This window comes from Erythrobacter sp. WG (assembly GCF_026586795.1).
Lineage (GTDB): Bacteria > Pseudomonadota > Alphaproteobacteria > Sphingomonadales > Sphingomonadaceae > Erythrobacter.
Map to the genome: position 1 here is coordinate 1 of NZ_JAPFGY010000002.1, position 25,935 is coordinate 25,935.

Sequence of the window (25,935 nt, forward strand, 5' to 3'; positions counted from 1 at the left end):
CGGCGGCGCTGCTGGCGGCCAAGCGGCGGCTCGGCCCGTTCGCCGCACCGGCGGGCGCGCTCGACCCGCTCGCGGCGCGCAAGGCCCACGAAAAAGCCGTTGCAGCAATGCTGCGCGCAGGCCACCAGTACGAGCACGCGCGCTTCATCCTCGCCGCTGCCAGCGAGGAGGATGTCGCCGAATGGGTCGCCGAAGCGGCGGACGAGGAAGGGATCGAGGAACGATGGTAAGGCAATTCCTGGCCGCTGCCGCGCTGGTGCTGGGTCTGGCGGGCTGCTCGACGAGCGAGAGCGCCACCGCTTCCGCGCAGACCCCCGCGCCCGCGCAGGCCGGGGCGACCGTCCACCCGGTCTCGGGCCTCCGGGTGATCGACCTCACCGTCGATCGCGGCGGGAAAAAGCTCCCTTTCAGGGTCGAGGTCGCCGACACCCCCGAGGCGCAGGCGCGCGGGTTGATGTTCCGCCAGAGCCTCGGCGACAACGAGGGGATGATCTTCCCCTCCGACACGCCCGAGCCGCGCAGCTTCTGGATGAAGAACACGCCGCTCAGCCTCGACATCATCTTCATCGGCGCGGACGGGCGCATCCTCAACATCGCCGCCAACACCGAGCCCTATTCGCTCGCCTCGGTAAGCTCCAAGGGGAACGCGGGCGCCGTGCTCGAACTGCGCGCGGGCCGCGCGGCGGCACTGGGCATCGTGCCGGGGGACAAGGTCACGTGGTAGGGCGCGGGGGCGGCTCCGCCGCACGGCGCGGGCTGGGCCGGGACATGAAATCCCACCTTGGCCGCTACCGGCAATTCCGCTAGGCGCGGCGGCCATGGGTATCCTCGCAAAGATCTTCACCTGGTGGGACGGTGCCACCATCGGCACCCACCTGTGGGCAAGCCGCGTCAAGGGCGAGCACGTCGGCACCGATGCCGCCGGCAACAGGTATTACCGCGCAGCCACCAAGGACACCGGCAAGCGGACCGGCTCCTACACCGCGCGCGAGAAGCGCTGGGTGATCTACAAGGGCGCCAACGATGCCAGCCGCGTGCCGTCCGAATGGCACGGCTGGCTCCACGGCACCTATGACGAGGTGCCCGAAAGCCACCTGCCGCCGCCCAAGGTGTGGGAAGCGGATTACACCCCCAACGCCACCGGCACCGCTGCGGCCTATCGCCCGCAAGGCGCGCTCGAGCGGGGCGGTGTGCGCGCCCGGGCGGTCGGCGATTACGAGGCCTGGACCCCCGGCGCGGACGGCTGACAGGGCGGATGCGCGCGCTCGTCCTCCTGCTGCCGCTGGCGCTTGCCGGTTGCGACTGGATCGCGCCCAAGGCGCCCGAGACGGTCAAGGTCCCGCTCGACGAGGCGAGCCCTGCCGCCGCCGCCCCGCAGGCTGACGCCACCGCTGCTGCGGCCGGGGCGACCGGCGCGACCCCGATGAACGAGCGCGTCGCGGTGATCGGCCTCCTCAACAAGCGCAACAACGTCTCCGAGGAACTGCGCCTCAAGCCCGGCGAGGCGCAGGAGATCGGCCCGGTCATCGTGCGCGTCTCCGCCTGCGAGCGCACCGCGCCGTGGGAACTGCCGCAGCAGACCGGCGCCTTCGTGCAGGTCGACATCCGCGGGCGCGGCCAGCCGCAGCACGCCCGCGTCTTCTCGGGCTGGCTGTTCCTCGAGAGCCCGAGCCTCAACGTGGTCGAGCACCCGATCTACGACGTCTTCGTCAAGGACTGCATTATGCGCTTTCCGGGCGAGGAAGGCCCGGCCTCGCCCAAGGCCGAACCTTCGGCCCGGCCCTCGGCCGCGCCGTCGGCTGCCGCGCCGCCCGCGCCGGCTCCGGCCCCGGCTCCGGCGACGACGCCCGCGGCATAGCCCTCGGCAAACCAGCGCCACGCCATCCCGAGGCTGAGGCGCGGCTGGCCCTGCGCGCGCTCGACCATGCGGCGGTATTCGGACTGCGGCAGATCCACCGCGCCCATCGAGCGCAGGTGTTCGGTCATGAACTGGCAGTCGAGCAGCGCGTAGCCCGCGTGACCCAGCACCGCCACCAGCCAGGCGAGCGCGACCTTGCTGGTGTCGGGCAACCGGCTGAACATCGATTCGCCGCAGAACACCCGGTCGAAGCTGACCCCGTAAAGGCCGCCGACGAGCTGCGAATCGCCCGCCTCGTCCGGCATCCAGCATTCCACCGAATGGGCATGGCCCGCGCGGTGCATCCCGATATAGCTCTGCACGATCCGCTCGCTGATCCACGTTTCCGGATGTTCGGGGCGCGGTTCGGCGCAGGCGCGGATGACCTGTTCGAAGGCGCGGTCGACCGTCACCCGGAAGCGGTCGGCGCGGATCACCTTGCGCAGGGATCTGGAGACGTGGAGCCCGTCCAGCGGGATCACCGCCCGCTCGCGCGGCTCCACCCAGAACACCTCCTGATCCTCGCGCCGGTCGGCCATCGGGAAGATGCCGCTGCGATAGGCGAGCAGCAGGGTTTCGACCGGGACCGGAGGGCGGTTGGGCGCGTGCATGGCGTAGGCCATACTACAGGCGCGGTGAGCGCGAGGTAAAGTGGATTGCCTATCCCGGACGGCTTCGGTAAAGGCCGCCGCTCCGGCGCTGCAGGGGTGTAGCTCAGCTGGTAGAGCATCGGTCTCCAAAACCGAGGGCCACGGGTTCGAATCCTGTCACCCCTGCCAACATCCTCCGCGGGTCCCGGGGACCGGAAAGCCGCTCGCGCCGCGTTTCCGCCGTGCTGTCGGCCGAACTGCCGAACCTCTTGACCGACCCCCGCAAGAGCGCCTGCGAGCTGTCATGGCCGCAGCTTGGCGCGCGCCGGAGGAACGGATCGGCATCATGTCCTCCATCGTCCCGCCCGCCCGCCCGATCCCGAGAAGAACCCATACCGGGCAAGAGCGCCGAAGATGGTGCAGGCGTCCCATTTCGGAACGATCCGGATCGACCGGCGTCTAGAGCAGGCGCCGCGCCGAACAGGGCGGAGCCGGAGACGTGCATGGGCCGACCAAGCGATCTGAACCGACGCGGCGGCGGCCGGGGGGCGCCAGGACACCGCCGATCGTTTCACCGGGATCAGCCGCAAGACCGACAAGCAACCGTGGTTCGTCCAAGCGCACCGCGAGCCCGCCGCCTCAGCGCTCGCGTGCCGGGCGCGGTGGCGGGGGCGATGCTGGCCTGCGGCGTGCCGGCTGCCGGTCAGCCGACCGACGGGGCTGCGTCGCCGGTAACGCCGGCAGGGCAGGGCGGAGCCGAGAGCGCGGCAGCGCCGATCCGGCTGTCAGGCCAGCTGCGCGAGCGCATCAGCTGGCTCTCGGCAATTGCCTTCGATCGCAGCGATCCGACCGCCGGGCTGTTCTGGACGCAGCGCGCGACGCTCACCGCCGATGCCGACATTGCGCCGAAGCTGCGCGCCCGCGCCAGCCTTGTCAGCGCGCTGATCGCGGGGGGCGACGAGACCTCGCCTGCCGAGCGCAACGTGCTCGATGTGCAGGAGGCGTTCCTCGAGATCGGCCCCGAAGCCGCGTTCCTGCGGCTCGGGCGGCAGGAAATCCGCCTCGGCTCGCAGCGCCTCGTCGCAGTGCGCGAGGGAACCACGGTGCGCCGCACCTGGGATGGCGTGCGGGGTCATGCCGCGCTCGGGAAGCTGGCGCTCGATGCCTTCGCGCTGCGGCTCGTTGCGGTTCGGCCCGCCGGGGTGTTCAACGATGGCCGCAACGAGGGGCGCGATCTGGCGGGTGTGCAGGCGGGCTTCCCGGCGCTGTCCGGGACCCTCGAGGCCTACTGGCTCGCCACCAGCATCGACGCGCGCCGGACTCTCGAGGGCACCGCCGACGAGCGTCGCCATTCCTTCGGGCTGCGCGCGGCAGGCGCACGCGGCGGGTGGTTCTGGGACTGGGAGGCGGTCTACCAGATGGGACGGCTGGGCACGGGCACGATCCGCGCCTGGACCCTCGCCAGCAAGACCGGGCACCGCTGGGAGCAGGCGGCGTGGCGACCCGAAGTGATGTTCTCGGCCAACATCGCCTCGGGCGACAGCGCGCGGGGGGATGGGCGCCTCGGCACGTTCAACGCGCTTTACCCCAACGCGAGCTATTTCTCCGAGGACGCGGTGCTCGGGCCGTCCAACTTCTTCAACTTCCACCCCTATGTGACCGTCCATCCGCGCGAGGACCTGACGCTGGGCCTCGATCTCAACCTGTTCTGGCGGCTGTCGCGGCAGGACGGGGTCTATTCGCCGCAGGGCGCGCTGATCCGCGCGCCGGACGAAACGCGCGCGCGGTTCGTCGATGCGGCGCTGTCGGGGGTGGCCGAATGGACGCCGCGCCCGGGCCTGCTGCTGAGCCTCGTCGCCACCCACTCCAGGCCGCAGGGCTTCATCCGCGCGACCGGGCCTTCGGACCCTTCGGATTTCGTCGAGGCGACGGTGCAGGTGACGTTCTGACGACGGGAAACCCGGGCCCCTATTGCAGCGCGCGCCGGTATTCCATCGGGGTGCAGCCGAAATGCCGGCGGAACACCCGCGCAAGGCCCTGCGGCGTGTCATAGCCGACCGCGATCGCGACCTCCATCACGCTCGTCCCCGGCAGGCGCAGCAGCTCGCAGGCCATCTCCATCCGGCGCTGCAATTGCCAGCGGTGCGGCGAACAGCCGAAGGACAGGGTGAAGGCGCGGTGGAAGTGGAATTCCGACATCCCGCAGTGCTCGGCAAGCGCCTTCAGGCCCTTCGGCTGGCCAATTCCGTCCATCAGGAACGCGGTCGCCTTGCGGATCATCGCCGGGCTGAGCCCGCCCACCACGGTCGGGCGCGCGGTGCGGCGCGCGCTGCCGACCTGTTGCAGGGCGAGGATGATCGTCACCAGCAGCGAATCCTGGATCAGCAGCCCGGTCTCGCCCTCGAAGGTCAGCGACTGGCCCAGCTGCGGCATGAGGCTTGCGAGGAAGGGATCCTCGAAGCCGCCGGCATAGAGCGGTTCGAGCTCGGCATCGGCGCGCAGGCCATGCCGGCCGAGCAGTTCGCGCACCTCGCCGATCGGCACCGCGATCAGGCGCGCAAGGTGCGGGTTCTCGACCGCGAAGACCGACGGCGCCCGTGCCGGGCTCAGGAAGAAGGGGGTGTGCGCGCTCTGGAAGCGGAACATCCCTGCGCCGAAGTCGATCGCGGCGGCGACCGGATCGCCGAGGATCGCGCACATCACCAGGTCATCGGTGCCGGCGGTCGTGTAGTGGCCGGCCGGCTGATCGACCAGCAGCGCGCTCGCCCCGTAGCTGCCGAGCTTGGCGGCGCTACGGACGAACTGGCCATGTTCGCCCTCGATGTAGCATTCGTCGAAGCGCAGGCCGTGTCCGGGTCGCGGGCGCGGGGAGAAGCGGGGTGGTGGCTGCATCCTTGCGGTCCCGATCATGGGTGGGCAGTCCGGACCATGGCAAAATCCGGACCGCATCATAGCTTCGATCGATCCCGTGCGTGGCGCAGCTTACAGCGGATCGGCGCGCCTGCAAAGCGCCGCGTCGGCCGCGCCGCGCCATGGGCCTGCTTGACAGCAAGTTCGGTCCACTCGCCGCAAGAGCGGCGGTGCGCGGGCGCGCGAGATAGTCTATCGTGCGCGCCGCAACCCCTGCGACAGGATTCTTTCTCATGCCCACCGCTATCGCCGCCCCCGGTGCCGCCCTGCTGGCGCCTTCGGATCACCTGCTGATCATGATCGACCACCAGTCGCAGATGAGCTTCGCGACCAAGTCGATCGACGCGATCATGCTCCGCAACAACGCCGCGCTGGTCAGCAACGCGGCCCGCATCTTCGGGGTTGCGACCATTCTCACCACGGTCGCCGAGAAGACCTTCTCCGGCCCGATGTTCGACGAGATCAAGAGCCAGTTTCCGGGCCACGAGGTGATCGACCGCAGCACGATGAACACCTGGGAGGACGAACGCATCGCGGTTGCCGTCAACGAAGCGGGCAAGAGCCGCATCGTGCTCGCCGGCCTGTGGACCAGCGTGTGCATCGTCGGCCCGGCGCTCTCGGCGCTCGACCAGGGCTTCGAGGTCTACGTCATCGCCGATGCCTGCGGCGATGTCTCGGAGGAAGCGCACGAGCGCGCGATGGACCGCATGGTGCAGATGGGCGCGCGGCCGATCACCGCGCTGCAATATCTGCTCGAGCTGCAACGCGACTGGGCGCGGCACGAAACCTACGACGCCGTGACGCACTCAGCGATGGCCTTCGGAGGTGCCTACGGCCTCGGCCTCATCTACGCCAAGACCATGCTCGGGCCGGATGCCCACGAGGGCTGACGGGTCCCGCGCCGCCACCCCGCCGGCCGATGATCGGCGGTGAGGGGGCGGCCGGGCTGTCCCTTTTCCGGCCCCGCCGGCCGCCCCGATCGCCTGAGCGCAACAACCAGGAGCCTTGCGATGAAGCCTTACCTCGCCGCCTTGGGTGCCGGACTTCTGGTGGGCATCGTCTACAGCCTGCTCAATGTCCGCTCTCCCGCCCCGCTAGTGATCGCGCTGGTCGGGCTCCTCGGCATCCTCGTCGGCGAGCAGATCGTGCCTTTCGCCAAGCGCGTGTGGTATGGCCACCCGCAAGTCGTCGCCGCGACCCGGGCGGATTGCGCCGAGCACATCCTCGGCCCGCTCCCGGCCCGCGCGGGGCTCAAGGACACCGCGCAGGCCGGGCGCGAGGCATGATCGACCGGCGCACCGTCACTGCCGGCCTCGCCGTGGCGGGGCTCGCACCGCTCTGGAAAGGATCGCCCTTGAACGCTGCCGGATCGACCGCCGACATCATCCTGGTGAACGCCGCGTTCACCACCCTCGACCGCGCCAACCCCGCGCCTGAGGCGGTGGCGATCGCCGGCAACCGCTTTCTTGCGGTGGGCGACACGGCCGAGGTGATGGCGCTTCGCGGGCCGGGGACGCAGGTAATCGATCTTGGCGGGCGGCGGGTCATTCCGGGCCTCGCCGACAATCACATCCACATCATCCGGGGTGGTCTCAACTATAACATGGAGCTGCGCTGGGACGGGCTCGCCAGCCTGTCGGACGCGATGGCGATGCTGCGCGCGCAGGTAGCGAGAACGCCCGCGCCGCAATGGGTGCGCGTCGTCGGCGGCTTTTCCGAGCACCAGTTCGCCGAGAAGCGCCTGCCGACCTTGGACGAGATCAACGCCGCTGCGCCCGACACGCCGGTGTTCATCCTCCACCTCTACGACCGCGCCCTGCTCAACGCTGCAGCGCTGCGGGCGGTGGGATACACCAAGGACACGCCCGACCCCCCGGGCGGCGCAATCCAGCGCGACGCGAGCGGCAACCCGACCGGGCTGCTGATCGCCTCGCCCAATGCGGGCATCCTCTATTCGACGCTGGCGAAGGGGCCGAAGCTGCCCTTCGAATACCAGCTCAACTCCACCCGCCACTTCATGCGCGACCTGAACCGCCTCGGGGTGACAAGCGTGATCGACGCAGGCGGCGGCTTCCAGAACTACCCGGACGACTATGCCGTTATCGAGGCGCTGCACGCCGAAGGCCAGCTCACCGTGCGGATCGCCTACAATCTCTTCACCCAGAAGGCGGGCGAGGAGAAGGAGGACTTCCTGCGCTGGACGGCGAGCGCGCAGTATCATCAGGGCGACGACTATTTCCGCCTCAATGGCGCGGGCGAGATGCTGGTGTTCAGCGCCGCCGATTTCGAGGACTTCCGGATGCCGCGCCCGGATATGCCGGCGAACATGGAGGGCGATCTCGAGGGCGTCATCCGCATTCTCGCGCAGAACCGCTGGCCGTGGCGGCTGCACGCGACCTACGACGAGACGATCACCCGCGCGCTCGACGTGCTCGAGAAGGTCAATCGCGACATTCCGCTGGATGGCATCCACTGGTTCTTCGACCATGCCGAGACGATCAGCGAACGCTCGATCGATCGGGTCGCGGCATTGGGCGGCGGGATCGCCTTCCAGCACCGCATGGCCTACCAGGGCGAGTATTTCGTTGCGCGTTACGGCGCGTCTGCTGCCGAGGCGACGCCGCCGTTCAAGCGGGTGCTGGAGGCGGGGGTGAAGACCTCGGCCGGCACCGATGCGACCCGCGTCGCTTCCTACGATCCGTGGGTGTCGCTGTCGTGGCTGGTGACCGGCAAGACGCTGGGCGGGACCGGGCTCTATCCGCAAAGGAACCTCCTCGACCGCGAGACGGCGCTGAGGATGTGGACCGAGAACACCACGTGGTTCTCGAACGAGGAGGGCAAGAAGGGTCGCATCGCAGCGGGGATGCTGGCCGACCTTGCCGTGCTCGATCGCGATTACTTCGCCGTGCCGGGGGACGAGATCCGCCAGATCACGGCGGTGCTGACGATCGTCGACGGCAAGCCGGTCTACGGCGCGGACGGCTTCGAAGGTCTCGCCCCGCCGCTGCCGCCTGCGATGCCCGACTGGTCCCCGGTCAACACCTGGGGCGGCTACAACAAGACTGCGCCCGACGCGGCGACCACCGCGCTGGCGAAGGTCGCCGCGTCGTCTTGCGGCTGCGCAACCAGCTGCGGCGTCCACGGTCATGACCACGCAAAGAGCTGGGGCGCAGGGCTCCCGGTCGCCGATCTCAGGAGCTTCTGGGGCGCGCTCGGCTGCGCGTGCTGGGCGGTGTGAGCATGGACACGCCCCGCGCCTTTCCCCTCTGGCTCCTGCGCCTTGCGCTGGCATCGCCCTTCCTGTTCAGCGGGCTGACCAAGGCCCTCGACTTCACCGGCGCGACCGCCGAGGTGCGCGGCCTGACCGGGCTGAAGCCTGCGGGCGCCTTCGCCGCCGCGGTAGTTGCGGTGCAACTCGGCGGATCCGCGCTGCTGCTTGCCGGAGGGTGGGCGGTGGGGATCGGCGCGGCGCTGCTCGCCGGCTTCACGCTGGTCGCGACGCTGGTCGCGCACGACTTCTGGAACCGGCCGGCGGGCACGGCCTTGCGCGATGCGACCACCTTCTTCGAGCATGTCGCACTCATCGCCGGGCTCGGGCTTGCCGCATGGGTTAGCGCGCGGAGGCCGGGATGAGCGCGGGAAAGCCCGCCGGACTTCTGTCGCTGGCCACGCTGCTCGCCTTCCTGTCGGGCTTCGTCGACACCGCGGCCTTCATCCACATGAAAGGCCTGTTCGTGGCCCACGTGACGGGCAACTTCGTGCTGCTGGGCGCCGCGCTGGCGAGCGGCGGGGCCATCGCGGGCAAGGGCCCCGAAGCGCTGCAGCTCGCCGCGCTTCCGGTGTTCTTCGTGGCCGCCATGCTGACGGGGGCCATCGCCGGGCGGCTTTCGCCGGACCGCAGCCTCGCGGGGATCGTGTGGAGCGCGATGCTGCTGATGCTCTGTGTCGCGGGGGCGAGCGCGGTGCTGGGCAGCGGGCCGTGGGATGCGGCGAGCGCGGTGGTGTTGATCGCGGCGATGGGAATGCTCAATGCCGCGCACCGGCTCAATCCCGCGATGGGCCCGCCGTTTGCGGTGATGACCGGCAATGTCGCCGCGCTCGCGATCCGCACCGCCGAGGTCCTGCACCTCGCCCCGCCGTCGGCGGGCGGCACCTCGGATGCGAGCAGGCCCGAAGCGAGGATGCTGCGCGCGGTGATCGGCTTTGCCGCAGGATGCGCGGCTGGCGCGCTGTCCCAGACGACGTTCGGCCTTGCGGCGGTGGGCCTTCCCGCCGTGCTGGTGATGGCGCGCCTGGCGCTACGAAAGTGAGATTCCGGCCGTGCCGAGGGGACCGAAACTGCCGCTCGCCCCGCCGCGGGGGAGAGGTTCGCGAAATGGCCACAATTCTGTAGCATCGTATGGCCGAACAGGGGCGAATATGAACAGTATCAAGTTGCTAATCCTCGCCGCCGGGTTGCTGGCGGTCGCCGCCTGCTCCGCGCCCGAACCTGCGGCTCCGCCGCCGCCGACCGTGGCGGTGGCGGCGCCGCTCAAGCGCAGCATCACCGATTGGGACGATTATGTGGGACGTTTCGAGGCGATCGAGGATGTCGAGGTCCTGCCGCGGGTGTCGGGCAACGTCACCCGCATCGCCTTCCGCGAGGGTCTGACAGTCGGCAAGGGCCAAGTGCTCTACGAAATCGATCCCCGCCCGTTCCGCGCCGCGCTGGCCCAGGCCGAGGCGGAGGTGGCACGCGCCCGCGCCAACGCGGCGGTCGCGAGGAGCGAGCTCGCCCGCGCCGAGACGCTGCTGCCCGACGCCGCGATCAGCAAGGAGCTCTACGAGCAGAAGCGCGCCGCTGCCCGCGCCGCCGATGCCGCGGTTGCCGCCGCCCGCGCGAGCGCTGAGGCGCGCCAGCTCGATCTTTCCTTCACCCAGGTCCGCGCCCCCGTCGCCGGCCGCGTCTCCGACCGCCGCGCCTCGCTCGGCGATTACGTGACCGCAGGGCAGACCGTGCTCACCCGCGTGGTCTCCGTCGACCCGATCTGGTTCACCTTCGACGGGGCGGAGAGCTTCTACCTCAAGTATATCCGCCAGGACGCGAGCGGCGAGCGCAAGTCCTCGCGCTATGCCCCCAACCCTGTCGAGATCCAGCTGGCCGACGAGGAAGGCTATCGCTGGAAGGGCCGCATGGTGTTTGTCGACAACGCGCTCGATCCGCGCTCGGGCACGATCAAGGCGCGCGCCGAGGTGGCGAACCCCAGCGGCTTCCTTGTCCCCGGCCTGTTCGGCCGCGCGCGGCTGCTCGGCTCGGGGGCCTATGACGGTCTGCTGGTGCCCGACGAGGCAGTGATCACCGACCAGACCCGCCGCGCGGTGTTCGTGCTCGGCAAGGACAACAAGGTCGAGATGCGCAATGTCGAACTCGGCCCGATGGTGGAAGGGCTGAGGGCCGTCAGGAGCGGATTAAAGCCGACCGACAAGGTCGTGCTTGACGGCCTCGCCCGGCTCCAGCCCGGTGCGGTGGTGACGCCCAAGCAGGGTGCGATCCGCCCGCGCGCCAAGAACGCAGCGCCGGTCGCGCTGCCGGTCTCCGCGCCGCCGGCCGCCGAAGCCAAGTCGCAGTAAGGGCGGGCCGCGATGACCTTCCCGCACTTCTTCATCAACCGCCCGATTTTCGCGGCGGTGCTGTCGATCCTGATCGTGATCGTCGGCGCGATCGCCTACCCGGCCCTGCCCGTGGCCCAATATCCCGAGATCGCGCCGCCCACCGTGGTCGTCTCGGCCAGCTTCCCCGGTGCCTCGGCCGAGACCCTGGCGGAGACCGTCGCCGCCCCGCTCGAGGAGCAGATCAACGGGGTGGAGGATATGCTCTACATGTCCTCCTCCTCCACCGGGGACGGCAATGTCACGATCACCGTCACCTTCGCGCAAGGGACCGATGTCGATCAGGCGCAGGTGCTGGTGCAGAACCGCGTCTCGACCGCCGAGCCGCGCCTGCCCGAGGATGTGCGGCGGCTGGGCGTCACGGTGCGCAAGAATTCGCCCGACCTGCTGATGGTCGCGACGCTGATCTCGCCCGACGATCGCTACAACCAGCAATACCTGTCGAACTACGCGACGCTCCAGCTGGTCGACCGGCTGAGCCGCGTCGAGGGCGTGGGGAGCGTGCGCATCTTCGGCGGGCGCGACTATTCGATGCGGGTGTGGATCGACCCGGACCGGGCGGCCACGCTGAACCTCGATGCCTCCGAGATCGTCGCCGCAGTGCGCGCGCAGAACGTGCAGGTCGCCGCGGGCGCGGTGGGCCAGCCGCCCTACAATACCGGCGGCACCGCCTTCACGCTCAACATCCAGACGCAGGGGCGGCTGGTGACCGTCGAGGATTTCGGCGCGATCATCGTCAAGCGGTTCGACGACGGGCGCCTGATCCGCCTGCGCGACGTGGCGCGGATCGAGCTCGGCGCGCAGGACTACAGCGTCAACGCCTTCAATTCGGGCAAGTCGACCGTCGCCGTGGTCGTCTCGCAGCTTCCGGGATCGAACGCCCTCGCGACCGCCGAGGCGGTGCGCGCCGAGCTCGACAGCGCGAAGCGGGACTTCCCGCCGGGGCTCGAATACGCGATCCCCTATGCGCCCACGACCTATATCGAAGCCTCGATCGCGGCGGTCGAGGACACGCTGTTCGAGGCGATCGTGCTGGTCGCGCTGGTGGTGCTGGTGTTCCTGCAAAGCTGGCGCGCGGCGCTGATCCCGATCATCGCCATCCCCGTCTCGCTGATCGGCTCCTTCGCCTTCCTTGCGGCGTTCGGCTTCAGCCTCAACAACCTCTCGCTGTTCGGGCTGGTGCTCGCCATCGGCATCGTCGTCGACGACGCCATCGTGGTGGTCGAGAACGTCGAGCGCGTGATGGAGGAGGAGGGCCTCTCCCCGCGCGAGGCGGCGCACAAGACGATGGACGAGGTCTCCGGCGCGCTGATCGCGATTGCGCTGGTGCTGATCGGGGTGTTCCTGCCGACCAGCTTCATCCCCGGCATCTCGGGCCAGTTCTACCGTCAGTTCGCGCTCACCATCATGAGCGCGACGGCGATTTCGGCCTTCGTGTCGCTGACCCTGTCGCCGGCGCTCGCCGCGCTGCTTCTCAAGCCCAAGGCGCACGGCGACACGCCCCCCGCGCCCGGCTGGCGCGGCTGGGGCACGCGCTTCGCCCGCGGCTTCAACCGCGGCTTCGACCGGCTGTCGAGCCGCTACGGCCGCTTCAGTGCGCGCGCGGTCAGGATGCTGGCGATCGTCGGCATCGCCTATGGCGCGCTGATCGGCCTCACCGTCTGGCGCTTTGCCGAGACGCCTTCGGGGTTCATCCCGGCGCAGGACCAAGGGTATCTCATCGCGGTCCTGCAAATGCCCCCCGGCACCTCGCTCGAGCGCACCACCGAGGCGCTCGAGCAGGCGCAGAAGATCGCGCTCGCCAACCCGGCGACAGCCAGCACCGTGGCCTTCGGCGGCTTCGATGGGGCGACCTTCACCAATGCGCCCAATGCCGCGGCGATGTTCGTGTCGTTGAAGCCCAAGGATCAGCGCGCGGGCGCGAACCAGGTCCTCGGCGAGCTGAACGGCGCGCTCCAGTCGATCACGGCAGGCAGCATCTTCGTGATCCCGCCGCCGCCCGTCTCCGGGATCGGCACCGGCGGCGGCTTCAAGATGATGCTCGAGGACCGCGGCGGGGCGGGCTATCAGGCATTGGAGACGGTCGCTTTCACGATGATGATGAAGGCCAACCAGGCGCCGGGCATCGGCGGGGCCTTCACCACCTTCAACACCCGCACCCCGCGCCTCTACGCCGATATCGACCGGGAGCGGGCCGAACAACTGGGCGTCCCGCTCGAGAATGTGTTCGCCACCCTCGCGACCTATCTCGGCTCGACCTATGTCAACGATTTCAACCTCTTGGGGCGCACCTTCCGGGTTACGGCGCAGGCCGACGCCCCGTTCCGCGAAAGCGCGGCCGATATCCTGCGCCTGCGCGTGCGCTCCGACAGCGGCGCGATGGTGCCGCTAGGGGCGTTCCTGACGATCCGCAACGAGGGCGGTCCCTACCGCGTGGTGCGCTACAACCTCTATCCTGCAGCCGAATTGCAGGGGAACACCCTGCCAGGCTTCTCCTCGGGCCAGTCGCTGGGCACGATGGAAAAGCTCGCCGATGAAACCCTGCCGCAGGGCTTCGCCTTCGACTGGACCGAGCTTGCTTTCGAACAGAAGCAGGCGGGCAACACCGGGACAATCGCCTTTGCCCTTGCGGTGGTGTTCGTCTTCCTGCTGCTCGCCGCGCAATATGAAAGCCTGGTGCTGCCGCTGGCGGTGATCCTGATCGTGCCGATGTGCCTGCTGGCCGCCTTGCTGGGGGTCAATGTCATGCGGCTCGACAACAACATCCTCACCCAGATCGGCCTCGTGGTGCTGATCGGGCTCGCGGCGAAGAACGCGATCCTGATCGTCGAATTCGCGCGGCAGAACGAGGACCATGGCATGGAGCTGCGGCAGGCGGCGCAGGAGGCGGCGAAGCTGCGCCTGCGGCCGATCCTGATGACCTCGATCGCCTTCATTCTCGGCGTCCTGCCGCTGGTCCTGGGCCAGGGTCCGGGCTCCGAGATGCGTCAGGCGCTCGGCGTCGCGGTGTTCTTCGGGATGCTCGGAGTGACCGTGTTCGGCCTGATCTTCACCCCCGCCTTCTACGTCATCGCCCGGTTGTTCGGCGACTGGGTGGGCCGGCGGCTCAAGCGCCGCAAGCCCCCCGCCGAAGCCGCAGGCGAGGCGCCCCCTGCGCCCTCCTCCCCGCCCCAGCCGGAGCCCGGCGCATGAGCCGCGCGCGCGCCCTCGTTCCGCTCGCCGCCGCGCTGACCCTCGGCGCCTGCGCGGTCGGGCCCGACTATGCCGTGCCGCCTTCGCCCGGAGGCCCTTCGCCGAGGCTCACCGAGGCCGATGCGGTGGCGACCGCGCCGACCCCGCTGCCGCCGCAATGGTGGCGATTGTTCGGCGATCCGGTGCTCGACACCCTCGTCACCCGCGCGCTCGATCGCAACACCGACCTGCGCATCGCCGCCGCCAACCTCCAGCGCGCCCGGGCCCTCACCTCCGAGGCGCGCGCCGGGCGCCTGCCGTCGACCACATTGAACGCCCAATACGTGCGCCAGCGCTTCGGCGGGCAGGTGTTCAACGCGATCGGCAACGTGCCGGTGGTGACCACCGACTTCTTCACCACCGGGGTCGATGCGAGCTACGAGATCGACCTGTTCGGCGGGGTGAGCCGCGCGGTGCGCGCCGCCATCGCCGACGAGCAGGCGGCCCGCGCGCAGGTCGATGCCGCGCGGGTCGCGGTCGCCGCCGAGGTCGCACGGACCTACACGCAAGGCTGCGCGCTCGCGGTGCGGGTCAAGACCGCCGAGGAGGCCGTCGCCCTCACCCGCCGCTCGCTCGCGCTGGTCGAGAGCACCACGCGCGCCGGCTACACCGACGCACGCGACCTTGCCGCCGCGCGCACCGCGCTCGCCCAGGCCGAGGCCGCGCTGCCACAGCTCATCGCCGAGCGGCGCGCCTCGCTCTATGCGCTCGCCTTCCTGACGGGCGATCCGCCCGAGGATGTCTCGGACAGCGCCGCCGCCTGCGCCGCCGTGCCGGGCCTTGCCGCGCCGCTTCCGGTGGGCGACGGGCAGGCGCTGCTCGCCCGCCGCCCCGATGTCCGCGCGGCCGAACGCACGCTCGCCGCCGACACCGAGCGGGTCGGAGTCGCCATCGCCGCGCTTTATCCGCAGATCCGCCTGCTCGGCACGCCCTCGCTGGGCTCGACGCGGATCGGCGACCTCGGCAACGCGGCGAGCTTCGGCTTCTCGATCGGGCCGGCAATCAGCTGGAACTTCCCCTTCAACGGCGCCGCGCGCGCGCGCGTGCGGGCCGCGCGGGCGGGCACCGACGCATCGCTCGCGCGCTTCGATGCTGCGGTGCTCGGCGCGCTTCAGGAGGTCGAGCAGGCGCTCGCCCGCCTGTCGGGTGCCCTGGCCGCGGAGGCGAAGCTCCTCGAGGCGGCCGATGCCGCGAAGGAGACCGCGCGGCTGACCGAATTGCGCTTCAAGGCAGGCAGCGACGATGCGCTGCGTCTCATCGAGGTCCAGCGCCAGTGGCGCGCGGCCGAAGCGTCATACGCCGAAGCTGCCGGCGCCCGCGCCGAGGCGCAGGTCACCGTCTTCCGCGCGCTCGGGGGCGGATGGGAGGGTGTGGAGAGCGCAGCACCCGATGCGGCAAGCTAGAGGCGCTTGCAGCCTCGCGGGAACCGCCGGGGCTGAAGGTCGATCACTTGCATCAGGGGCGGGTGTCATGCGCTGAAGCGCCGCGCGCTGGCTGAAGCGGCACGTCGGGCGGGAGCCGCTCGCGCCCATAATCTTTGAACGGGATGCAGCGATGCCACGCGCCGGTCAGCGCCCGCGCGCCATCCCGGGAACGCCCGGCGCCTGCCGACCGAGGCGGGCGAGCGCGCTCTCAACTTCCCGCGGTCCGATCGTCCCCCCACGGCACGGCGCCCAAACGGGCGCCCGCGTGCGATTGCGAAGTGCCTCTTAAGCGCGGCAAGCTTGGGCCGTTCTGCTCCCCGCAAGGCCGCTTGGCCTGTCGGCGCAGGGCAGGTCTGGTCATGCCGTTCCCCAGGGAGGCCGAGCGATGCCGCAGCCGTACCGTTCCGGGCACAGCCCTTTCCGGCAGGGTCGCACCGTGCTGCGGGCGGGCGCCTTGGCCGGCCCTCTGGGCGTGCTCGCAGCCTCCGGAGCGCTTGCGGCGGACGGGCTGCGCTGGAACCTCGAGGCGACCGTGCCGGTGATCTGCGCAATCCTCGAAGTCCAGACCCGCGCCGACCAGCCGGCCGGCCTTGCGGTGGCGACCAGCTGCAATGCCGAGCGCTACCAGCTCACGGTCACCCGCGCCGCCGGCCCTGCGGGCCTGCGCGCGGCGCGCAGTTCGGCAGGCCCCGTGCAGATCAGCGGCAGCGCCGTCACCATCACCAGCACCCGTCCGGGCTATGCCCTCACCACGATCGAGCTCGCCGAACCGGTCGGCACAGAGCGGTTCGCCGTGACCGTCCAGCCGCTCTAGTAGGCGGTGTAGAGCAAGGTCAGCACGTCGCGGTAATCGCCCGCGAAGCGGTTGGTGCCAGGCGCAACCTCGAGCACCATTTCCTCGCGCTGCGCGATGAGGCCGCGGAACGGGCGGTTGATCTGCGCCCCGGCGGCGAGGTTCACCGGCGCCCCGTCATAGGTCAGCCGGTAAGCAATCGCAGTCCGCGCACCCTGCACGGTGTGGACCAGTTGGCCCCGGTTTTGCGACTGGATGGTGATGTTGACCGCCGCGTTGCTCTGGTAGAACACCGCCGTGCGGATCACCGAGCCTGCGGTCACCTCGCCGAAACTGAGATCGCGGCTCATCGCGCCCTGTTCGGCGAGGAACTTGATCGCCGGGCGCACCGTGATCGTGAACAGCACGGCCTGCGGCAGGCCGTTGCCGACCTGCACCAGCACCGTGCCGCGATATTCGCCCGCGGCAGGAAACTGCCCCGCGCTCAGTTCGAACAGGTCGATCGTCACCGCCTCGCCGCGCACCAGCCGGCTGCGGGCATTGCCGGCGAGTTCGAAGCGGGTGACGTTGGCCTGCGAGACCTGTGCGGAATTGAGCTGGACGAAGCCCAGCTGGTAGCTGCCATTGGCGAAGACGAACGCGGTCCCCGATTGCGGGGTGATCGTAACGGCTGCGCTGGTGCAGCCGCGCGGCACGTCCTCGCCCGCAGCCTGAAGCGTGATCTGGAGCACGGTGCGGTTGGCCTGGTTGGGATCATAGCTCTGCCCGCTCGCCTGCCGGCCGGTGATGCGGTAGCCCTCGGAACAGGCGCCGCCGCCGTTCTGCGCGAGCGCGGCGGTGCCTGCCGCAAGGGTCGCCAACACCAGCAGCACTGCCGCCGCGGCGCGCATCGCCAGCCCGATCCGAAGCCCGTTCATGGTGCCACCTCGACTGTCTGCGTCCCCAACCGGATGATCGCGGGCGCATCCTCGCCGACCGCGAAGGTGAACACCAGATCCCCGCCGACGAATTCCACCCGGTAACGTCCCGCGCTCAGCTTCGAGAGCACCGCGCGCCCGGCGGCATTGGTGAACACCCCGCTCGTCTCGCCCGTGGCGAGGTTGCGCAGCAACCCGTCGGCGAGCTTCACCGGGGCGCCATCGGGCATGACGAAGGTCACCAGCGCCGAGCGATAGGCGTCGCTGCCGATCGTCAGCCGCACGCCGCTCGCCGCGCCGGGCTGGGTGAGGTATTCGCCCGCGCCGATATCGTAGCCCGGCGGCGCGCCCAGCACGCTGACGCGGATATTGTCGGGCCGGTAGCCCGAAAGCTGGCTGATCACCGCCGGGCCCAGTTTGTTGCTCTGCCCCGCGCGCCGCCCGATCCCGCTGGTCTCAACCTCGACGCGCGCCTCCTTGAGCGAGGCGTGGCGGTCCACCATCACGAAGCCGCGCCCCGGATTGCGGCCGATGCCGAACTCGCCGTCGGCAAAGGCCAGCCCCGATTGCAGGCGGAAATTGACGATGCTGGAATCGCGCATCCCGCTCGCCGCCTCTGCCCGGGTCCCCACCATCTCGACATCGAGATTGAAGCGCGAATTGGCATAGCGCGCCTGGCCCGTCAGGCGGCCGAACAGCGGGGTGCGCTCGGCAATCAGCCCGTAATCGAATTCAGGGACGGTGATGTCGCGCACCCGCCGCGCCTCGAAGCGCGCCTGCCGGGTGACGCTGTCATAGCTGGCGGTCGAGAAATGGCTGCGCCCGAGCGGGATGGTCAGTGTCGCGAGAATACCCCGGTCCGCGCGCCCGCCGATATCGGCATAGCGCGCGGTCGCCGAGGCGAGCACGCGGCCGAAGGAGGCCTGCACCCCGGCGAACACGGCGCGGGTTGCGGGCCCGCCATCATGGTTCTCGAGGAAATTGCCCCCCACCGACAAGGCGACGCGTTCCGACAGGCTCACCCGGTAATCGAGCGCCATGTCGAGCTTGACCGGATCGCGCTCGAGCGACTGCGAGAGCCGCCGGTAATCGGCCGAGCGGTAATCGACCCGGAGATTGAGCTGGCTGCCGAGGTCCGACAGGCGGAAGGGATCGCCGCGATAGGCGAGACTGACGGCATAGCCCACATCATCGCTGGGACGATGGTGGCTCGCGCTCGCGCCCAGGATCAAGGTGCCGCCCGGCACCACGCCAGCGAGCGTCACGCCGAGGTTCTGGTAATCGGCCATCAGCGCGAAATGCGCACCCGCGGTCAGCACGTCGCTGAAGCCGCGGGCGTATTGGCCGGTCAACAGGGGCGTGGCGGAATAGGCGAAGCCGCGCGCGGCAGGCTTGCGCATGAAGCCCGCCGTCACGTTGAACTCGCTGAGGCCCTTGCCGAGTAATTCGATGTCGTTGGCCAGCGTGAAGCTGTCGATCTCGCGCCGCCCGGTCGCATCCTCGACAATGATGCGGATGTTGGTCGACAGCGAGAGCGCCGGGATGCGGTTCAAATCGACCGGCCCCGCATTGACGTCGAGCGCCTGCACCAGCGCGCCGTTGGCATAGATCTCGATCCGCGCCGGACGGTCGAGCGTGAACTGGCGGCGGCCGGTCGGGCGGATGTTGCGCAGGGGCTGGAGCGCGTCGTAGCGCCGCTCGAGCGATAGCCCCGCAACGTCGACCTCGCCTGCGATCAGCGGCAGGCCCGCATTGAGATCGCCTGCCGCCATGCGCAGCGCCGGGCCCTCGAAATCCTTGAAGGCGATCAGGCGGTCGCGCTCGAAGGTGCGCTGGCCTTGCCCGGCCAGATTGACGAGGCCGCCGAACAGCAGATAGCCGCCGCGATCCCGCCCGCCGATGTTGAGGAACCCGGCGAAGTTGTAGGCAAGGCGCGTGCTGCGCTGCGGATCGCTGAAATCGTGGCTGCCCACAAGGTTGCCGGTCACGCCGAAGGCGAGGTCCGCCGGCGCGACGCGCTCGGCTGCGCCCAGCTTGACGTCGCCCATGAAGTCGAAGGTCTGCGCCCCCACCGCATCGGGCGACAGCGCGAGACCGATGGTGAGGCTGGAAGGATCATAGGTGGCGGTGATGCCGAGCGTCGCCAGCCGTTCGAGGGAGAGGAAGCTGCCCGCCTCGCGCTTCAGGTCATCGCGCCGCGCGGCGGCGAGCTTGTCGCTGAGGGCGCGTTCGAGCGAGCCTGCCTCGATGCCGCGCAGTTCGGTGGGGGTCAGCTCGGCGGTGATCGGCGCCAGCCGGTTTCCCGCCAGCATCGGGGGCATGGAGATCCGGCTGACCCGCGGCGGCCGAGGGGGGGGAGCGTTGCTGGCGGCGGTCAGCGCGGCACTTGTCGCAGGCGGTGGCGGCGGCGGCGGCTCCGGCTCTGGCTCCGGCGCGGCGGGCGCAGGTGTCTCTGCCTTGTCGACCGGAACCACGCTGCCATCGGCCGTGACCGCAACCAGTCGGCCGCTCTCGACCTTGCGCAGGGACTGCGCGGCGAGATCGACGAGGTTGCCGAACAGGAAGGGGGCGGCCCGATCGGGCAGGTCGATCGGGGCGACCGGTGCGATGAGACGCGCGCCGCCCGCCTCGCCCGCCGTCCCGGGGGGAAGAACCTGCGTGCCCGCGACCTCGGGTACCAGCGCGAAGCTCAGCGTGAGGTTCGCCGGGTTGTAGGCGGCCACGATGCCCAGCTCCTGAAGCCGCGCCACCGGCAGGAAGCGGCCCGCCTCGCGCCGCAGTTGCTCGCGGTGGACCGCGGTCAGGCGGTTGCCGAGCGCCAGCGCCAGCGAACCCGCCTCGATCCCGCGCAGCTCGATCGCGTTGAACTCGGCCGTGACCTGCGGCAGGCGGTGCCCTTCGAGCACCGGATGCATGATGAACAGGCTCGCTTGCGGCGCGGGCGAGCTCCACACCGCAGCCGCGGCAGCGAGAGCGGTCGCCAGATCGGACGACGGCGGGGGAGGCGGGATCGCCGCCGCGCCGTCGGCCACGGTGAGCCCGCCGGGAGCAGCCCACGCCGCGCTGCCCGTCGCGGTCAGCAGCGGGACCAGCATTAGCCGCCCGTGCCGCGTCACCCCCAGGTTACGGCCCCCGCGCCCCACGGATCAGGCCATCACCACCGGCAGGCCCCCGTCGCTCGGCTGGGCCGCAGCCGTGCCGCCTGTCTCAGCTTTCACCGCGCAGCAGCCGGACTTCGGTCGGCCCGCCCGCCCCGGCGGCGATGCTCCTGTCGAGCGGGAGCGCGAATTCGCGGGTCGCACCGGGCGGCACGATCGGATTGGCGACGAGGGTCGCGACGTCGTCCGGGGTCAGGGTGACGCGCGTGCCGCCTACATTGTATTCGAGTGCCTGCCCGGTCAGGAAGCCATAGTCGTTGCCGCTGTTGGCGACCTTGAAGCGCAGGATGCCGTCCGCGACCGCCGTGTCGCTCACCGCCAGCCGGGCGCGCGCCCGGGGGGGCTGGACATAGACCGCGACGCCGAAATTGTAGGTAAACTGGATGCCAGTGCCCTCCAGCTTGTTCACCGGAACCTCGGTCACCTGCACCACGAAAGCCTGCGCCGTCTCGCCCAGATCGCCGACATACTGGATGCGGATCGCCTGCGATTGGCCCGCCGGGATCTGCACCTGCGGGGGGAAGGTGATGAATTCCTCCTCGGCCGGTTCGAACACCTGTTCGCCGTCGGGCTTGACCACCCGCCGCAGCACCTGGATCTCGACCGGGAGCGGTTCGGTGCGGATGTTGTTGATTGTGATCGTGGCGCTGTTCTGGCCTCCGCCGGGCTGGAGAAAGACGCGCATCGGCGTGACTTCATAGGCCTGCAGTGCGCCCGAAAGGACCAGCGCAAGCCCGGCCGCGAAGGCCGTCGCAAGGCGCCGCAGGGCACGCAGGTTGCGCTCGGCAAGGACCGATAGCCTCGTGCTGATGTTCATGATGATGGGAGCCAATCTTGCCGAAGGTTAATCTGGTTTGTTGATATGGACTAACCTTGCCTGCGGGCAAGCCGCTCACGAAAAAAGTGGTGGAACCCCGGGGGCTCCACCACTTCGCGTGTGTCATGCGGCGGGGGACAGGGCCCCCGGGCGACGGATCAGAGCGCGGTGACGGTGATGGTCACGGTGTCGCGGTAGTTGCCCGCATAGACGGTAGTGCCCGGCGCGCCGTTGCCGCCGGCGGCACCCTGCACGCCGAAGGCCTGGAAGCTCACCGCGCCGGTCTCGCCCGCGAGGAACGCGGTGCTGCCGCCGAAGGTGGTCGCCACCGGCGAGGTCAGCTGCTGGGCGGCGAACGAAAGGCCGGCATCGCCGGTGTGCGCCATGTTGAAGCGGATGCGGCGCGCGTTATCGGTCGTCGGCTGGCCGCCGAGGGTGAGGTAGCCGTTGTTCTGCGAGGTGATGGTGCGGGTGAAGCCGTTGACGCTGTTGCAGCGATAGGTCGCCTCGCCGGCGGCGACATCGACAGTGCTGCTAGTCGCGACAGTGGCGAGCTGGCCGAAATCGACCGCCACGGTAGCGCCGCCCGAGTTATAGACGCCGCACGACGGCGCGACCTGGGCGTTGAGGTTGTAGGTCAGGCTCTGGGCCGAGGCGGGGACGGCTGCGAAAGCGGCAAACCCGGCGGCGATGAGGGCAATCTTGGTCTTCATGGTTGTGGTCCTTTGGTCAGGTGGTGAACAGATTGGTTGGTCAATTGGCGGTAAGCGTGATCGTCACGGTGTCGCGGTAGTTGCCCGAAAGCACGGTCGTGCCCGGCACGCCGTTGGCCGCCGGAGCACCGCGCACCCCGGACGCCTGGAACGAGATCCCGCCGGTCTGGCCGCCAAGCCAGGTGCCGTTGCCGGGAAAGCTGCCCGTGACCGGCGCGGTCAGCTGGCGCGCGGCAAAGCCGAGCCCGCTGCCGCCGCCATGGGTCAGGGTGAAGCGGATGCGGCGGCTGGCCTGCGTCGTGGGCGCACCGTCGAGCGTCAGCCAGCCGCTGTTCTGCGAGGCGATGGTGCGGGTGAAGCCGGCCACCGAATTGCAGCGATAGGTTGCGCTGCCCGCGGGCGCGTTGACGGTAGCGGCAGTGTCGACGGTGGCGAGCGAGCCGAAGTTGACATCGATCACCGTGCCGGTCGAGCTGTAGACACCGCACACCGGCGCAACCTGCGCGCTCATGTCGTAGGTGAGGTTCTGCGCCGCCAGCGGCGCTGCGGCGAGCGCGGCGAGACCGGCGGCGAGGATGGTGGACGTGCGCAAGATCTTCTCCATGTCAGGCCTGTCAGTTGGCGGTGATGGTGAGCGTGACGGTATCGCGGTAATTGCCCGCGAAGACGGTGGTGGCGGTCGGCCCGGCGGTTGTGGCGGGGCCGCGAACGCCATAGGCGCGAAAGCGGATGATCGCGGTCTGGCCGTTGAGGTAGCGGCGGCTGTTCGGCGCATCGACGAGCGTGCGCACGCGCGGCGCGGTCAGCTGCGCATAGCCGAAACCGTCGGCGCCCTGATGCTGCATGGTGAAGCGGATGCGGCGATTGGCGCTGGTGGTGGCCTGGCCGCCGAGCGTCAGCCAGCCGCTGTTCTGGGAAGCGACGGTGCGGGTGAAGCCGGCCGGGACGTTGCAGCGATAGGTGATGTCGCCGGCGCTGCGCTGGACGAACTGGGCAGGCAGGATGTTCGCGAGCGCGCCGAAATCGACCGCGACGACCTGACCTTCGGTGTTGTAGGCGCCGCAAATCTGCCGGACCTGCGCATTGACGTCGTAGCGGACCGTCTGGGCAACGGCCGCGACCGGTGCGGCCAGCAGGCCAGCAGCCAGGATCAGCGGAACAAGCCTCATCGATTCACACCCCGTCTTGCGGCGCCGTGCGGCAGCGCGGCCGTGTCCGAGCGACACTTCAGACGGGGATTTATCGGCGATGTGTAAATTAACGGTTTACCGCAGCCATACCTCGTATTCCTGCCGAGTTGCCTCCCATTGTCGTCGAGTCGCCTGTCGGTTAGCCGGACCGCGTGACCGTGCCTTGCGGCGAGGTGCCGGGCGCTCGCTTCTCGCCCCGGCTGGTCGGCCTGCGCTGACGCCCGAGGCGGGGTCCCGCGAGCATCTTGCAATCGCGCCGCCTTCGGCGTAAGGCGCACTCGTCTTTCCGACATCGGCAGATCCTCCAGCCCCTCCGGCGACCTTGTCCCGGGCGGCGCGGAGCCCTACCTCACAGCCGGCCGGACGAGACGTGAAGGCATTGCGCGAAGGATAAGGCTTCCATGGCCGACAAGATGATCGCCCCCAAGGACGGGGCCGAAGTGAAGAAGCCCAGGACCTCGCCCGGCGAGTTCGTCAATCAGGTGCGCGCCGAGACGAACAAGATCGTCTGGCCGACCCGCGAGGAGACGGTCCGCACCGCGATCTTCGTGTTCATCTTCATGACCATCCTATCGCTGTTCTTCCTCGGCATCGACAGCCTGTTCGGCATGGTCGTGCGCGCGCTCATCGGGCTGCTCCAGTAAGCCTGCCGAGCTCCGCCGCCTCCCACCGACAGACCCATTTCCAAGGACAACCCATGGCCCGCTGGTACATCATCCACGCTTACTCCGGTTTCGAGAACAAGGTGCGCGACGCGATCATCGCCGAGGCCGAGCGCCTCGGCCTGTCGGAAGGCGTCGAGGAAGTGCAGGTTCCCACCGAGACCGTCACCGAAGTGAAGCGCGGCAAGAAGGTGCAGGTCGAACGCAAGTTCATGCCCGGTTACGTGCTCGCCAAGCTGAACATGACCGACGATATCTACCATCTCGTCAAGAACACCCCCAAGGTGACCGGCTTCCTCGGCTCGGGCAACAAGCCGCAGGCGATTTCCGAGAAGGAAGCCTCGCGCTATTTCGGCGGAGTGGAAGAAGCCAAGGCCGCGCCCAAGCGCGACATCAGCGTCGATTACGAGATCGGCGATTCGGTCAAGGTCAACGCGGGGCCCTTCGCGAGCTTCAACGGGATCGTCGAAGAGCTCGATTTCGACAAGCAGCGGGTCAAGGTCAGCGTCTCGATCTTCGGCCGCGCCACTCCGGTGGAACTGGGCTTTGAGGAAGTCGAACTGGTGAAGTAAGGCGCCTCCGGCCCACGTCGATCCCTCCACTCGTGTCGAGCGTAGTCGAGACACCGACACGCACTGGCCTCTCGACTTCGCTCGAGGCGAACGGACCTGGGATGGACAAGGGGCGGAAGTGAAAACCCGCCCCGGCATCTGTCGGAAGAAGCGCCGCTTCGCCACGCGCGAGGCGGCAGAGGCGGTCGCCCTCGCCGCCGACACCCCATTGCGCGCCTACAGATGTGGGCTGTGCCGCGGCTTCCACCTCACTAGCCGCACCAAGGGTTTGAGGGTGCCGCGCGCTTCCGCTTCCGGGCACGTGTAATGCTGGGGCGAATGACCGGAAGTGGGTGGAAACAGGACAGTCTTGAGTCTTATTTCTTGAGCCAATCTCTGACGATCAGCGCGGCACCGTGAAGAGGCGCGCGGACAATAGTGAGGACGGCCAATACGACGAATAATAGAGCGAATCATGCGAAGGGGCCTCGAGCTCCCATTGGTGTCGCTCTCTCTCTGCATAGGCCCAAGATGATTGAATGCGTAAGTGTCAACAAGTGAGCGCTAGCTGAAGGGCAGCTTTCGGCGGCAGGGCCGCGATCGCGGACATTCCCTACGCCTCCGCCGGCCTCCAGGATGTGCCCGGCTCTGTCCCATCGTTCTGCCCGGGCTTTTAGGCCGTTTGCCTCCCAGATGCGTTTTTGCGCCACGCTCCCGTGCCCGTCGTTCAAGAAACTCGGGCCTAGCTTATTGAAGTGGATACTGAAGTTGACCGTCTGCAAATCGGACAGCGTGTCCACTTTGTCCGCTGGCTCGCGGCGCGGCCACAGCCGGGTTGCTTTTTGCCCAACTTGCGCCTACGCGCGCGCCTTCGCTCGGGCTTCGGGTCCGGGTGATTCCGTGCGGGAGCCGCTGGCGTGCACAGGCCACGGCGTTCGACCGCTCACCATGAGCCGGGCTGGAAACAGCGCGGCAACAGTGCGACAGGAGTAAGGATTCATGGCCAAGAAGATTGAAGGCTATATCAAGCTGCAGGTGCCCGCGGGCTCTGCCACCCCCTCGCCGCCGATCGGCCCGGCGCTGGGTCAGCGCGGCGTGAACATCATGGAATTCTGCAAGGCGTTCAACGCCGCCACGCAGGAAATGGAAAAGGGGATGCCGATCCCGACCGTGATCACGGTCTATGGCGACCGCTCCTTCACCTTCGTCACCAAGACCCCGCCCGCGTCGTTCTTCCTCAAGAAGGCGGCCAACCTCAAGTCGGGCTCCAAGGAGCCGGGCAAGGTGTCGGCCGGGACCATCAAGGAATCGCAGATCCGCGAGATCGCCGAAGCCAAGATGGCCGACCTCAATGCGAACGACGTGGACCAGGCGATGAAGATCATCGCCGGCTCGGCCCGCTCGATGGGCCTGCAAGTGGTGGAGGGCTAAGC

The 25,935-nt window shown here is 69.3% G+C and carries 23 protein-coding genes, 1 tRNA gene and 2 pseudogenes; 18 read left to right on the forward strand and 8 right to left on the reverse strand.

Going from position 1 to position 25,935, the window contains the following annotated elements:
• The 4 genes and pseudogenes from OPU67_RS01130 to OPU67_RS01145 form a co-directional block, all read left to right on the forward strand.
• A pseudogene (locus tag OPU67_RS01130) lies at nt 1-230 on the forward strand (RecX family transcriptional regulator); the annotation flags it as partial.
• Nucleotides 224-724: a DUF192 domain-containing protein gene (locus OPU67_RS01135; protein WP_267616906.1), complete on the forward strand. Its 501-nt coding sequence runs from the start codon at nt 224-226 to the stop codon at nt 722-724. The pseudogene OPU67_RS01130 and the gene OPU67_RS01135, both read left to right, overlap by 7 nt.
• A 94-nt stretch (nt 725-818) precedes the next feature.
• Nucleotides 819-1,247 carry an NADH:ubiquinone oxidoreductase subunit NDUFA12 gene (locus OPU67_RS01140; RefSeq protein WP_267616908.1) on the forward strand — a complete coding sequence of 143 codons (429 nt, stop codon included), beginning with the start codon at nt 819-821 and terminating at the stop codon, nt 1,245-1,247.
• A 176-nt stretch (nt 1,248-1,423) separates the two neighbouring features.
• A pseudogene (locus tag OPU67_RS01145) lies at nt 1,424-1,660 on the forward strand (DUF2155 domain-containing protein); the annotation flags it as partial.
• A gap of 35 nt (nt 1,661-1,695) precedes the next feature.
• Here OPU67_RS01145 and aat read toward each other — a convergent pair.
• Nucleotides 1,696-2,520 carry a leucyl/phenylalanyl-tRNA--protein transferase gene (gene aat, locus OPU67_RS01150; RefSeq protein ID WP_267616910.1) on the reverse strand — a complete coding sequence of 275 codons (825 nt, stop codon included), beginning with the start codon at nt 2,518-2,520 and terminating at the stop codon, nt 1,696-1,698.
• A gap of 80 nt (nt 2,521-2,600) precedes the next feature.
• Here aat and OPU67_RS01155 point away from each other — a divergent pair.
• A tRNA-Trp gene (locus OPU67_RS01155) sits at nt 2,601-2,676 on the forward strand.
• A gap of 416 nt (nt 2,677-3,092) precedes the next feature.
• A complete protein-coding gene (locus OPU67_RS01160; RefSeq protein ID WP_267616912.1) occupies nt 3,093-4,436 on the forward strand; it encodes an alginate export family protein in 1,344 nt (447 codons plus the stop codon).
• 19 nt (nt 4,437-4,455) lie between these two features.
• Here the strand turns inward: OPU67_RS01160 and OPU67_RS01165 are convergent, their stop codons facing one another.
• Entirely contained in the window at nt 4,456-5,379 is a 924-nt protein-coding gene (locus OPU67_RS01165) for a helix-turn-helix transcriptional regulator (RefSeq protein ID WP_267616913.1), read from the reverse strand.
• Between the two features lie 251 nt (nt 5,380-5,630).
• On the opposite strand from OPU67_RS01165, the gene OPU67_RS01170 reads away from it, so the two are divergent.
• The 9 genes from OPU67_RS01170 to OPU67_RS01210 all read left to right on the forward strand — a co-directional run bounded on the left by OPU67_RS01170 (nt 5,631) and on the right by OPU67_RS01210 (nt 16,515).
• Nucleotides 5,631-6,287, forward strand: a complete 657-nt coding sequence (locus tag OPU67_RS01170) for a hydrolase (protein ID WP_267616915.1) — start codon at nt 5,631-5,633, stop codon at nt 6,285-6,287.
• 120 nt (nt 6,288-6,407) lie between these two features.
• Nucleotides 6,408-6,683, forward strand: coding sequence for a XapX domain-containing protein (locus OPU67_RS01175; protein WP_267616917.1), 276 nt, complete (start codon nt 6,408-6,410; stop codon nt 6,681-6,683).
• On the forward strand, nt 6,680-8,635 hold the full coding sequence (locus OPU67_RS01180; protein ID WP_267616919.1) for an amidohydrolase: 1,956 nt from the start codon (nt 6,680-6,682) through the stop codon (nt 8,633-8,635). The genes OPU67_RS01175 and OPU67_RS01180 overlap by 4 nt, the downstream gene beginning before the upstream one ends.
• A 2-nt stretch (nt 8,636-8,637) precedes the next feature.
• Nucleotides 8,638-9,030 carry a DoxX family protein gene (locus OPU67_RS01185; RefSeq protein ID WP_267616921.1) on the forward strand — a complete coding sequence of 131 codons (393 nt, stop codon included), beginning with the start codon at nt 8,638-8,640 and terminating at the stop codon, nt 9,028-9,030.
• A complete protein-coding gene (locus tag OPU67_RS01190; protein WP_267616923.1) occupies nt 9,027-9,707 on the forward strand; it encodes a DUF1275 family protein in 681 nt (226 codons plus the stop codon). Before OPU67_RS01185 ends, OPU67_RS01190 begins: the two co-directional genes overlap by 4 nt.
• A 109-nt stretch (nt 9,708-9,816) precedes the next feature.
• Nucleotides 9,817-11,007 carry an efflux RND transporter periplasmic adaptor subunit gene (locus tag OPU67_RS01195; protein ID WP_267616925.1) on the forward strand — a complete coding sequence of 397 codons (1,191 nt, stop codon included), beginning with the start codon at nt 9,817-9,819 and terminating at the stop codon, nt 11,005-11,007.
• 12 nt (nt 11,008-11,019) lie between these two features.
• Nucleotides 11,020-14,238, forward strand: coding sequence for an efflux RND transporter permease subunit (locus OPU67_RS01200; RefSeq protein WP_267616927.1), 3,219 nt, complete (start codon nt 11,020-11,022; stop codon nt 14,236-14,238).
• On the forward strand, nt 14,235-15,680 hold the full coding sequence (locus OPU67_RS01205) for an efflux transporter outer membrane subunit (protein ID WP_267616929.1): 1,446 nt from the start codon (nt 14,235-14,237) through the stop codon (nt 15,678-15,680). Before OPU67_RS01200 ends, OPU67_RS01205 begins: the two co-directional genes overlap by 4 nt.
• 406 nt (nt 15,681-16,086) lie before the next feature.
• Nucleotides 16,087-16,515: a hypothetical protein gene (locus OPU67_RS01210; RefSeq protein WP_267616931.1), complete on the forward strand. Its 429-nt coding sequence runs from the start codon at nt 16,087-16,089 to the stop codon at nt 16,513-16,515.
• Here the strand turns inward: OPU67_RS01210 and OPU67_RS01215 are convergent.
• The 6 genes from OPU67_RS01215 to OPU67_RS01240 form a co-directional block, all read right to left on the reverse strand.
• Entirely contained in the window at nt 16,512-17,411 is a 900-nt protein-coding gene (locus OPU67_RS01215; protein WP_267616933.1) for a hypothetical protein, read from the reverse strand. The two genes, OPU67_RS01210 and OPU67_RS01215, sit on opposite strands and share 4 nt — an antisense overlap.
• Complete coding sequence (locus tag OPU67_RS01220) at nt 17,408-20,506, reverse strand: fimbria/pilus outer membrane usher protein (RefSeq protein ID WP_267616935.1); 3,099 nt, start codon at nt 20,504-20,506, stop codon at nt 17,408-17,410. The genes OPU67_RS01215 and OPU67_RS01220 overlap by 4 nt, the downstream gene beginning before the upstream one ends.
• A 112-nt stretch (nt 20,507-20,618) precedes the next feature.
• Nucleotides 20,619-21,386, reverse strand: a complete 768-nt coding sequence (locus OPU67_RS01225; protein WP_267616937.1) for a molecular chaperone — start codon at nt 21,384-21,386, stop codon at nt 20,619-20,621.
• Nucleotides 21,387-21,544: 158 nt separating this feature from the next.
• Nucleotides 21,545-22,099, reverse strand: a complete 555-nt coding sequence (locus tag OPU67_RS01230) for a hypothetical protein (RefSeq protein ID WP_267616938.1) — start codon at nt 22,097-22,099, stop codon at nt 21,545-21,547.
• A 40-nt stretch (nt 22,100-22,139) separates the two neighbouring features.
• Nucleotides 22,140-22,691: a hypothetical protein gene (locus OPU67_RS01235; protein ID WP_267616940.1), complete on the reverse strand. Its 552-nt coding sequence runs from the start codon at nt 22,689-22,691 to the stop codon at nt 22,140-22,142.
• 22 nt (nt 22,692-22,713) lie between these two features.
• Nucleotides 22,714-23,268 carry a hypothetical protein gene (locus tag OPU67_RS01240; protein WP_267616942.1) on the reverse strand — a complete coding sequence of 185 codons (555 nt, stop codon included), beginning with the start codon at nt 23,266-23,268 and terminating at the stop codon, nt 22,714-22,716.
• Nucleotides 23,269-23,690: 422 nt separating this feature from the next.
• Here OPU67_RS01240 and secE point away from each other — a divergent pair, with 422 nt between their 5' ends.
• The 3 genes from secE (at nt 23,691) to rplK (ending at nt 25,933) form a co-directional block, all read left to right on the forward strand.
• Nucleotides 23,691-23,933 (forward strand): preprotein translocase subunit SecE, encoded by a 243-nt coding sequence (gene secE, locus OPU67_RS01245; RefSeq protein ID WP_267616944.1) that lies wholly within the window; start codon nt 23,691-23,693, stop codon nt 23,931-23,933.
• 53 nt (nt 23,934-23,986) lie between these two features.
• Complete coding sequence (nusG, locus tag OPU67_RS01250) at nt 23,987-24,523, forward strand: transcription termination/antitermination protein NusG (protein WP_267616946.1); 537 nt, start codon at nt 23,987-23,989, stop codon at nt 24,521-24,523.
• 978 nt (nt 24,524-25,501) lie between these two features.
• Nucleotides 25,502-25,933 (forward strand): 50S ribosomal protein L11, encoded by a 432-nt coding sequence (gene rplK / locus OPU67_RS01260; RefSeq protein WP_267616949.1) that lies wholly within the window; start codon nt 25,502-25,504, stop codon nt 25,931-25,933.
• Nucleotides 25,934-25,935 lie beyond the last annotated feature (2 nt).

What these genes read in the sequence shown, in the direction of transcription:
- OPU67_RS01135 (WP_267616906.1), top strand. Translation starts at nt 224, where the DNA reads ATGGTAAGGCAATTCCTGGCCGCTGCCGCGCTGGTGCTGGGTCTGGCG.
- OPU67_RS01140 (WP_267616908.1), top strand. Translation starts at nt 819, where the DNA reads ATGGGTATCCTCGCAAAGATCTTCACCTGGTGGGACGGTGCCACCATC.
- aat (WP_267616910.1), bottom strand. Translation starts at nt 2,520, where the DNA reads ATGGCCTACGCCATGCACGCGCCCAACCGCCCTCCGGTCCCGGTCGAA.
- OPU67_RS01165 (WP_267616913.1), bottom strand. Translation starts at nt 5,379, where the DNA reads ATGCAGCCACCACCCCGCTTCTCCCCGCGCCCGCGACCCGGACACGGC.
- OPU67_RS01170 (WP_267616915.1), top strand. Translation starts at nt 5,631, where the DNA reads ATGCCCACCGCTATCGCCGCCCCCGGTGCCGCCCTGCTGGCGCCTTCG.
- OPU67_RS01175 (WP_267616917.1), top strand. Translation starts at nt 6,408, where the DNA reads ATGAAGCCTTACCTCGCCGCCTTGGGTGCCGGACTTCTGGTGGGCATC.
- OPU67_RS01180 (WP_267616919.1), top strand. Translation starts at nt 6,680, where the DNA reads ATGATCGACCGGCGCACCGTCACTGCCGGCCTCGCCGTGGCGGGGCTC.
- OPU67_RS01185 (WP_267616921.1), top strand. Translation starts at nt 8,638, where the DNA reads ATGGACACGCCCCGCGCCTTTCCCCTCTGGCTCCTGCGCCTTGCGCTG.
- OPU67_RS01190 (WP_267616923.1), top strand. Translation starts at nt 9,027, where the DNA reads ATGAGCGCGGGAAAGCCCGCCGGACTTCTGTCGCTGGCCACGCTGCTC.
- OPU67_RS01195 (WP_267616925.1), top strand. Translation starts at nt 9,817, where the DNA reads ATGAACAGTATCAAGTTGCTAATCCTCGCCGCCGGGTTGCTGGCGGTC.
- OPU67_RS01200 (WP_267616927.1), top strand. Translation starts at nt 11,020, where the DNA reads ATGACCTTCCCGCACTTCTTCATCAACCGCCCGATTTTCGCGGCGGTG.
- OPU67_RS01205 (WP_267616929.1), top strand. Translation starts at nt 14,235, where the DNA reads ATGAGCCGCGCGCGCGCCCTCGTTCCGCTCGCCGCCGCGCTGACCCTC.
- OPU67_RS01210 (WP_267616931.1), top strand. Translation starts at nt 16,087, where the DNA reads ATGCCGCAGCCGTACCGTTCCGGGCACAGCCCTTTCCGGCAGGGTCGC.
- OPU67_RS01215 (WP_267616933.1), bottom strand. Translation starts at nt 17,411, where the DNA reads ATGAACGGGCTTCGGATCGGGCTGGCGATGCGCGCCGCGGCGGCAGTG.
- OPU67_RS01220 (WP_267616935.1), bottom strand. Translation starts at nt 20,506, where the DNA reads ATGCTGGTCCCGCTGCTGACCGCGACGGGCAGCGCGGCGTGGGCTGCT.
- OPU67_RS01225 (WP_267616937.1), bottom strand. Translation starts at nt 21,386, where the DNA reads ATGAACATCAGCACGAGGCTATCGGTCCTTGCCGAGCGCAACCTGCGT.
- OPU67_RS01230 (WP_267616938.1), bottom strand. Translation starts at nt 22,099, where the DNA reads ATGAAGACCAAGATTGCCCTCATCGCCGCCGGGTTTGCCGCTTTCGCA.
- OPU67_RS01240 (WP_267616942.1), bottom strand. Translation starts at nt 23,268, where the DNA reads ATGAGGCTTGTTCCGCTGATCCTGGCTGCTGGCCTGCTGGCCGCACCG.
- secE (WP_267616944.1), top strand. Translation starts at nt 23,691, where the DNA reads ATGGCCGACAAGATGATCGCCCCCAAGGACGGGGCCGAAGTGAAGAAG.
- nusG (WP_267616946.1), top strand. Translation starts at nt 23,987, where the DNA reads ATGGCCCGCTGGTACATCATCCACGCTTACTCCGGTTTCGAGAACAAG.
- rplK (WP_267616949.1), top strand. Translation starts at nt 25,502, where the DNA reads ATGGCCAAGAAGATTGAAGGCTATATCAAGCTGCAGGTGCCCGCGGGC.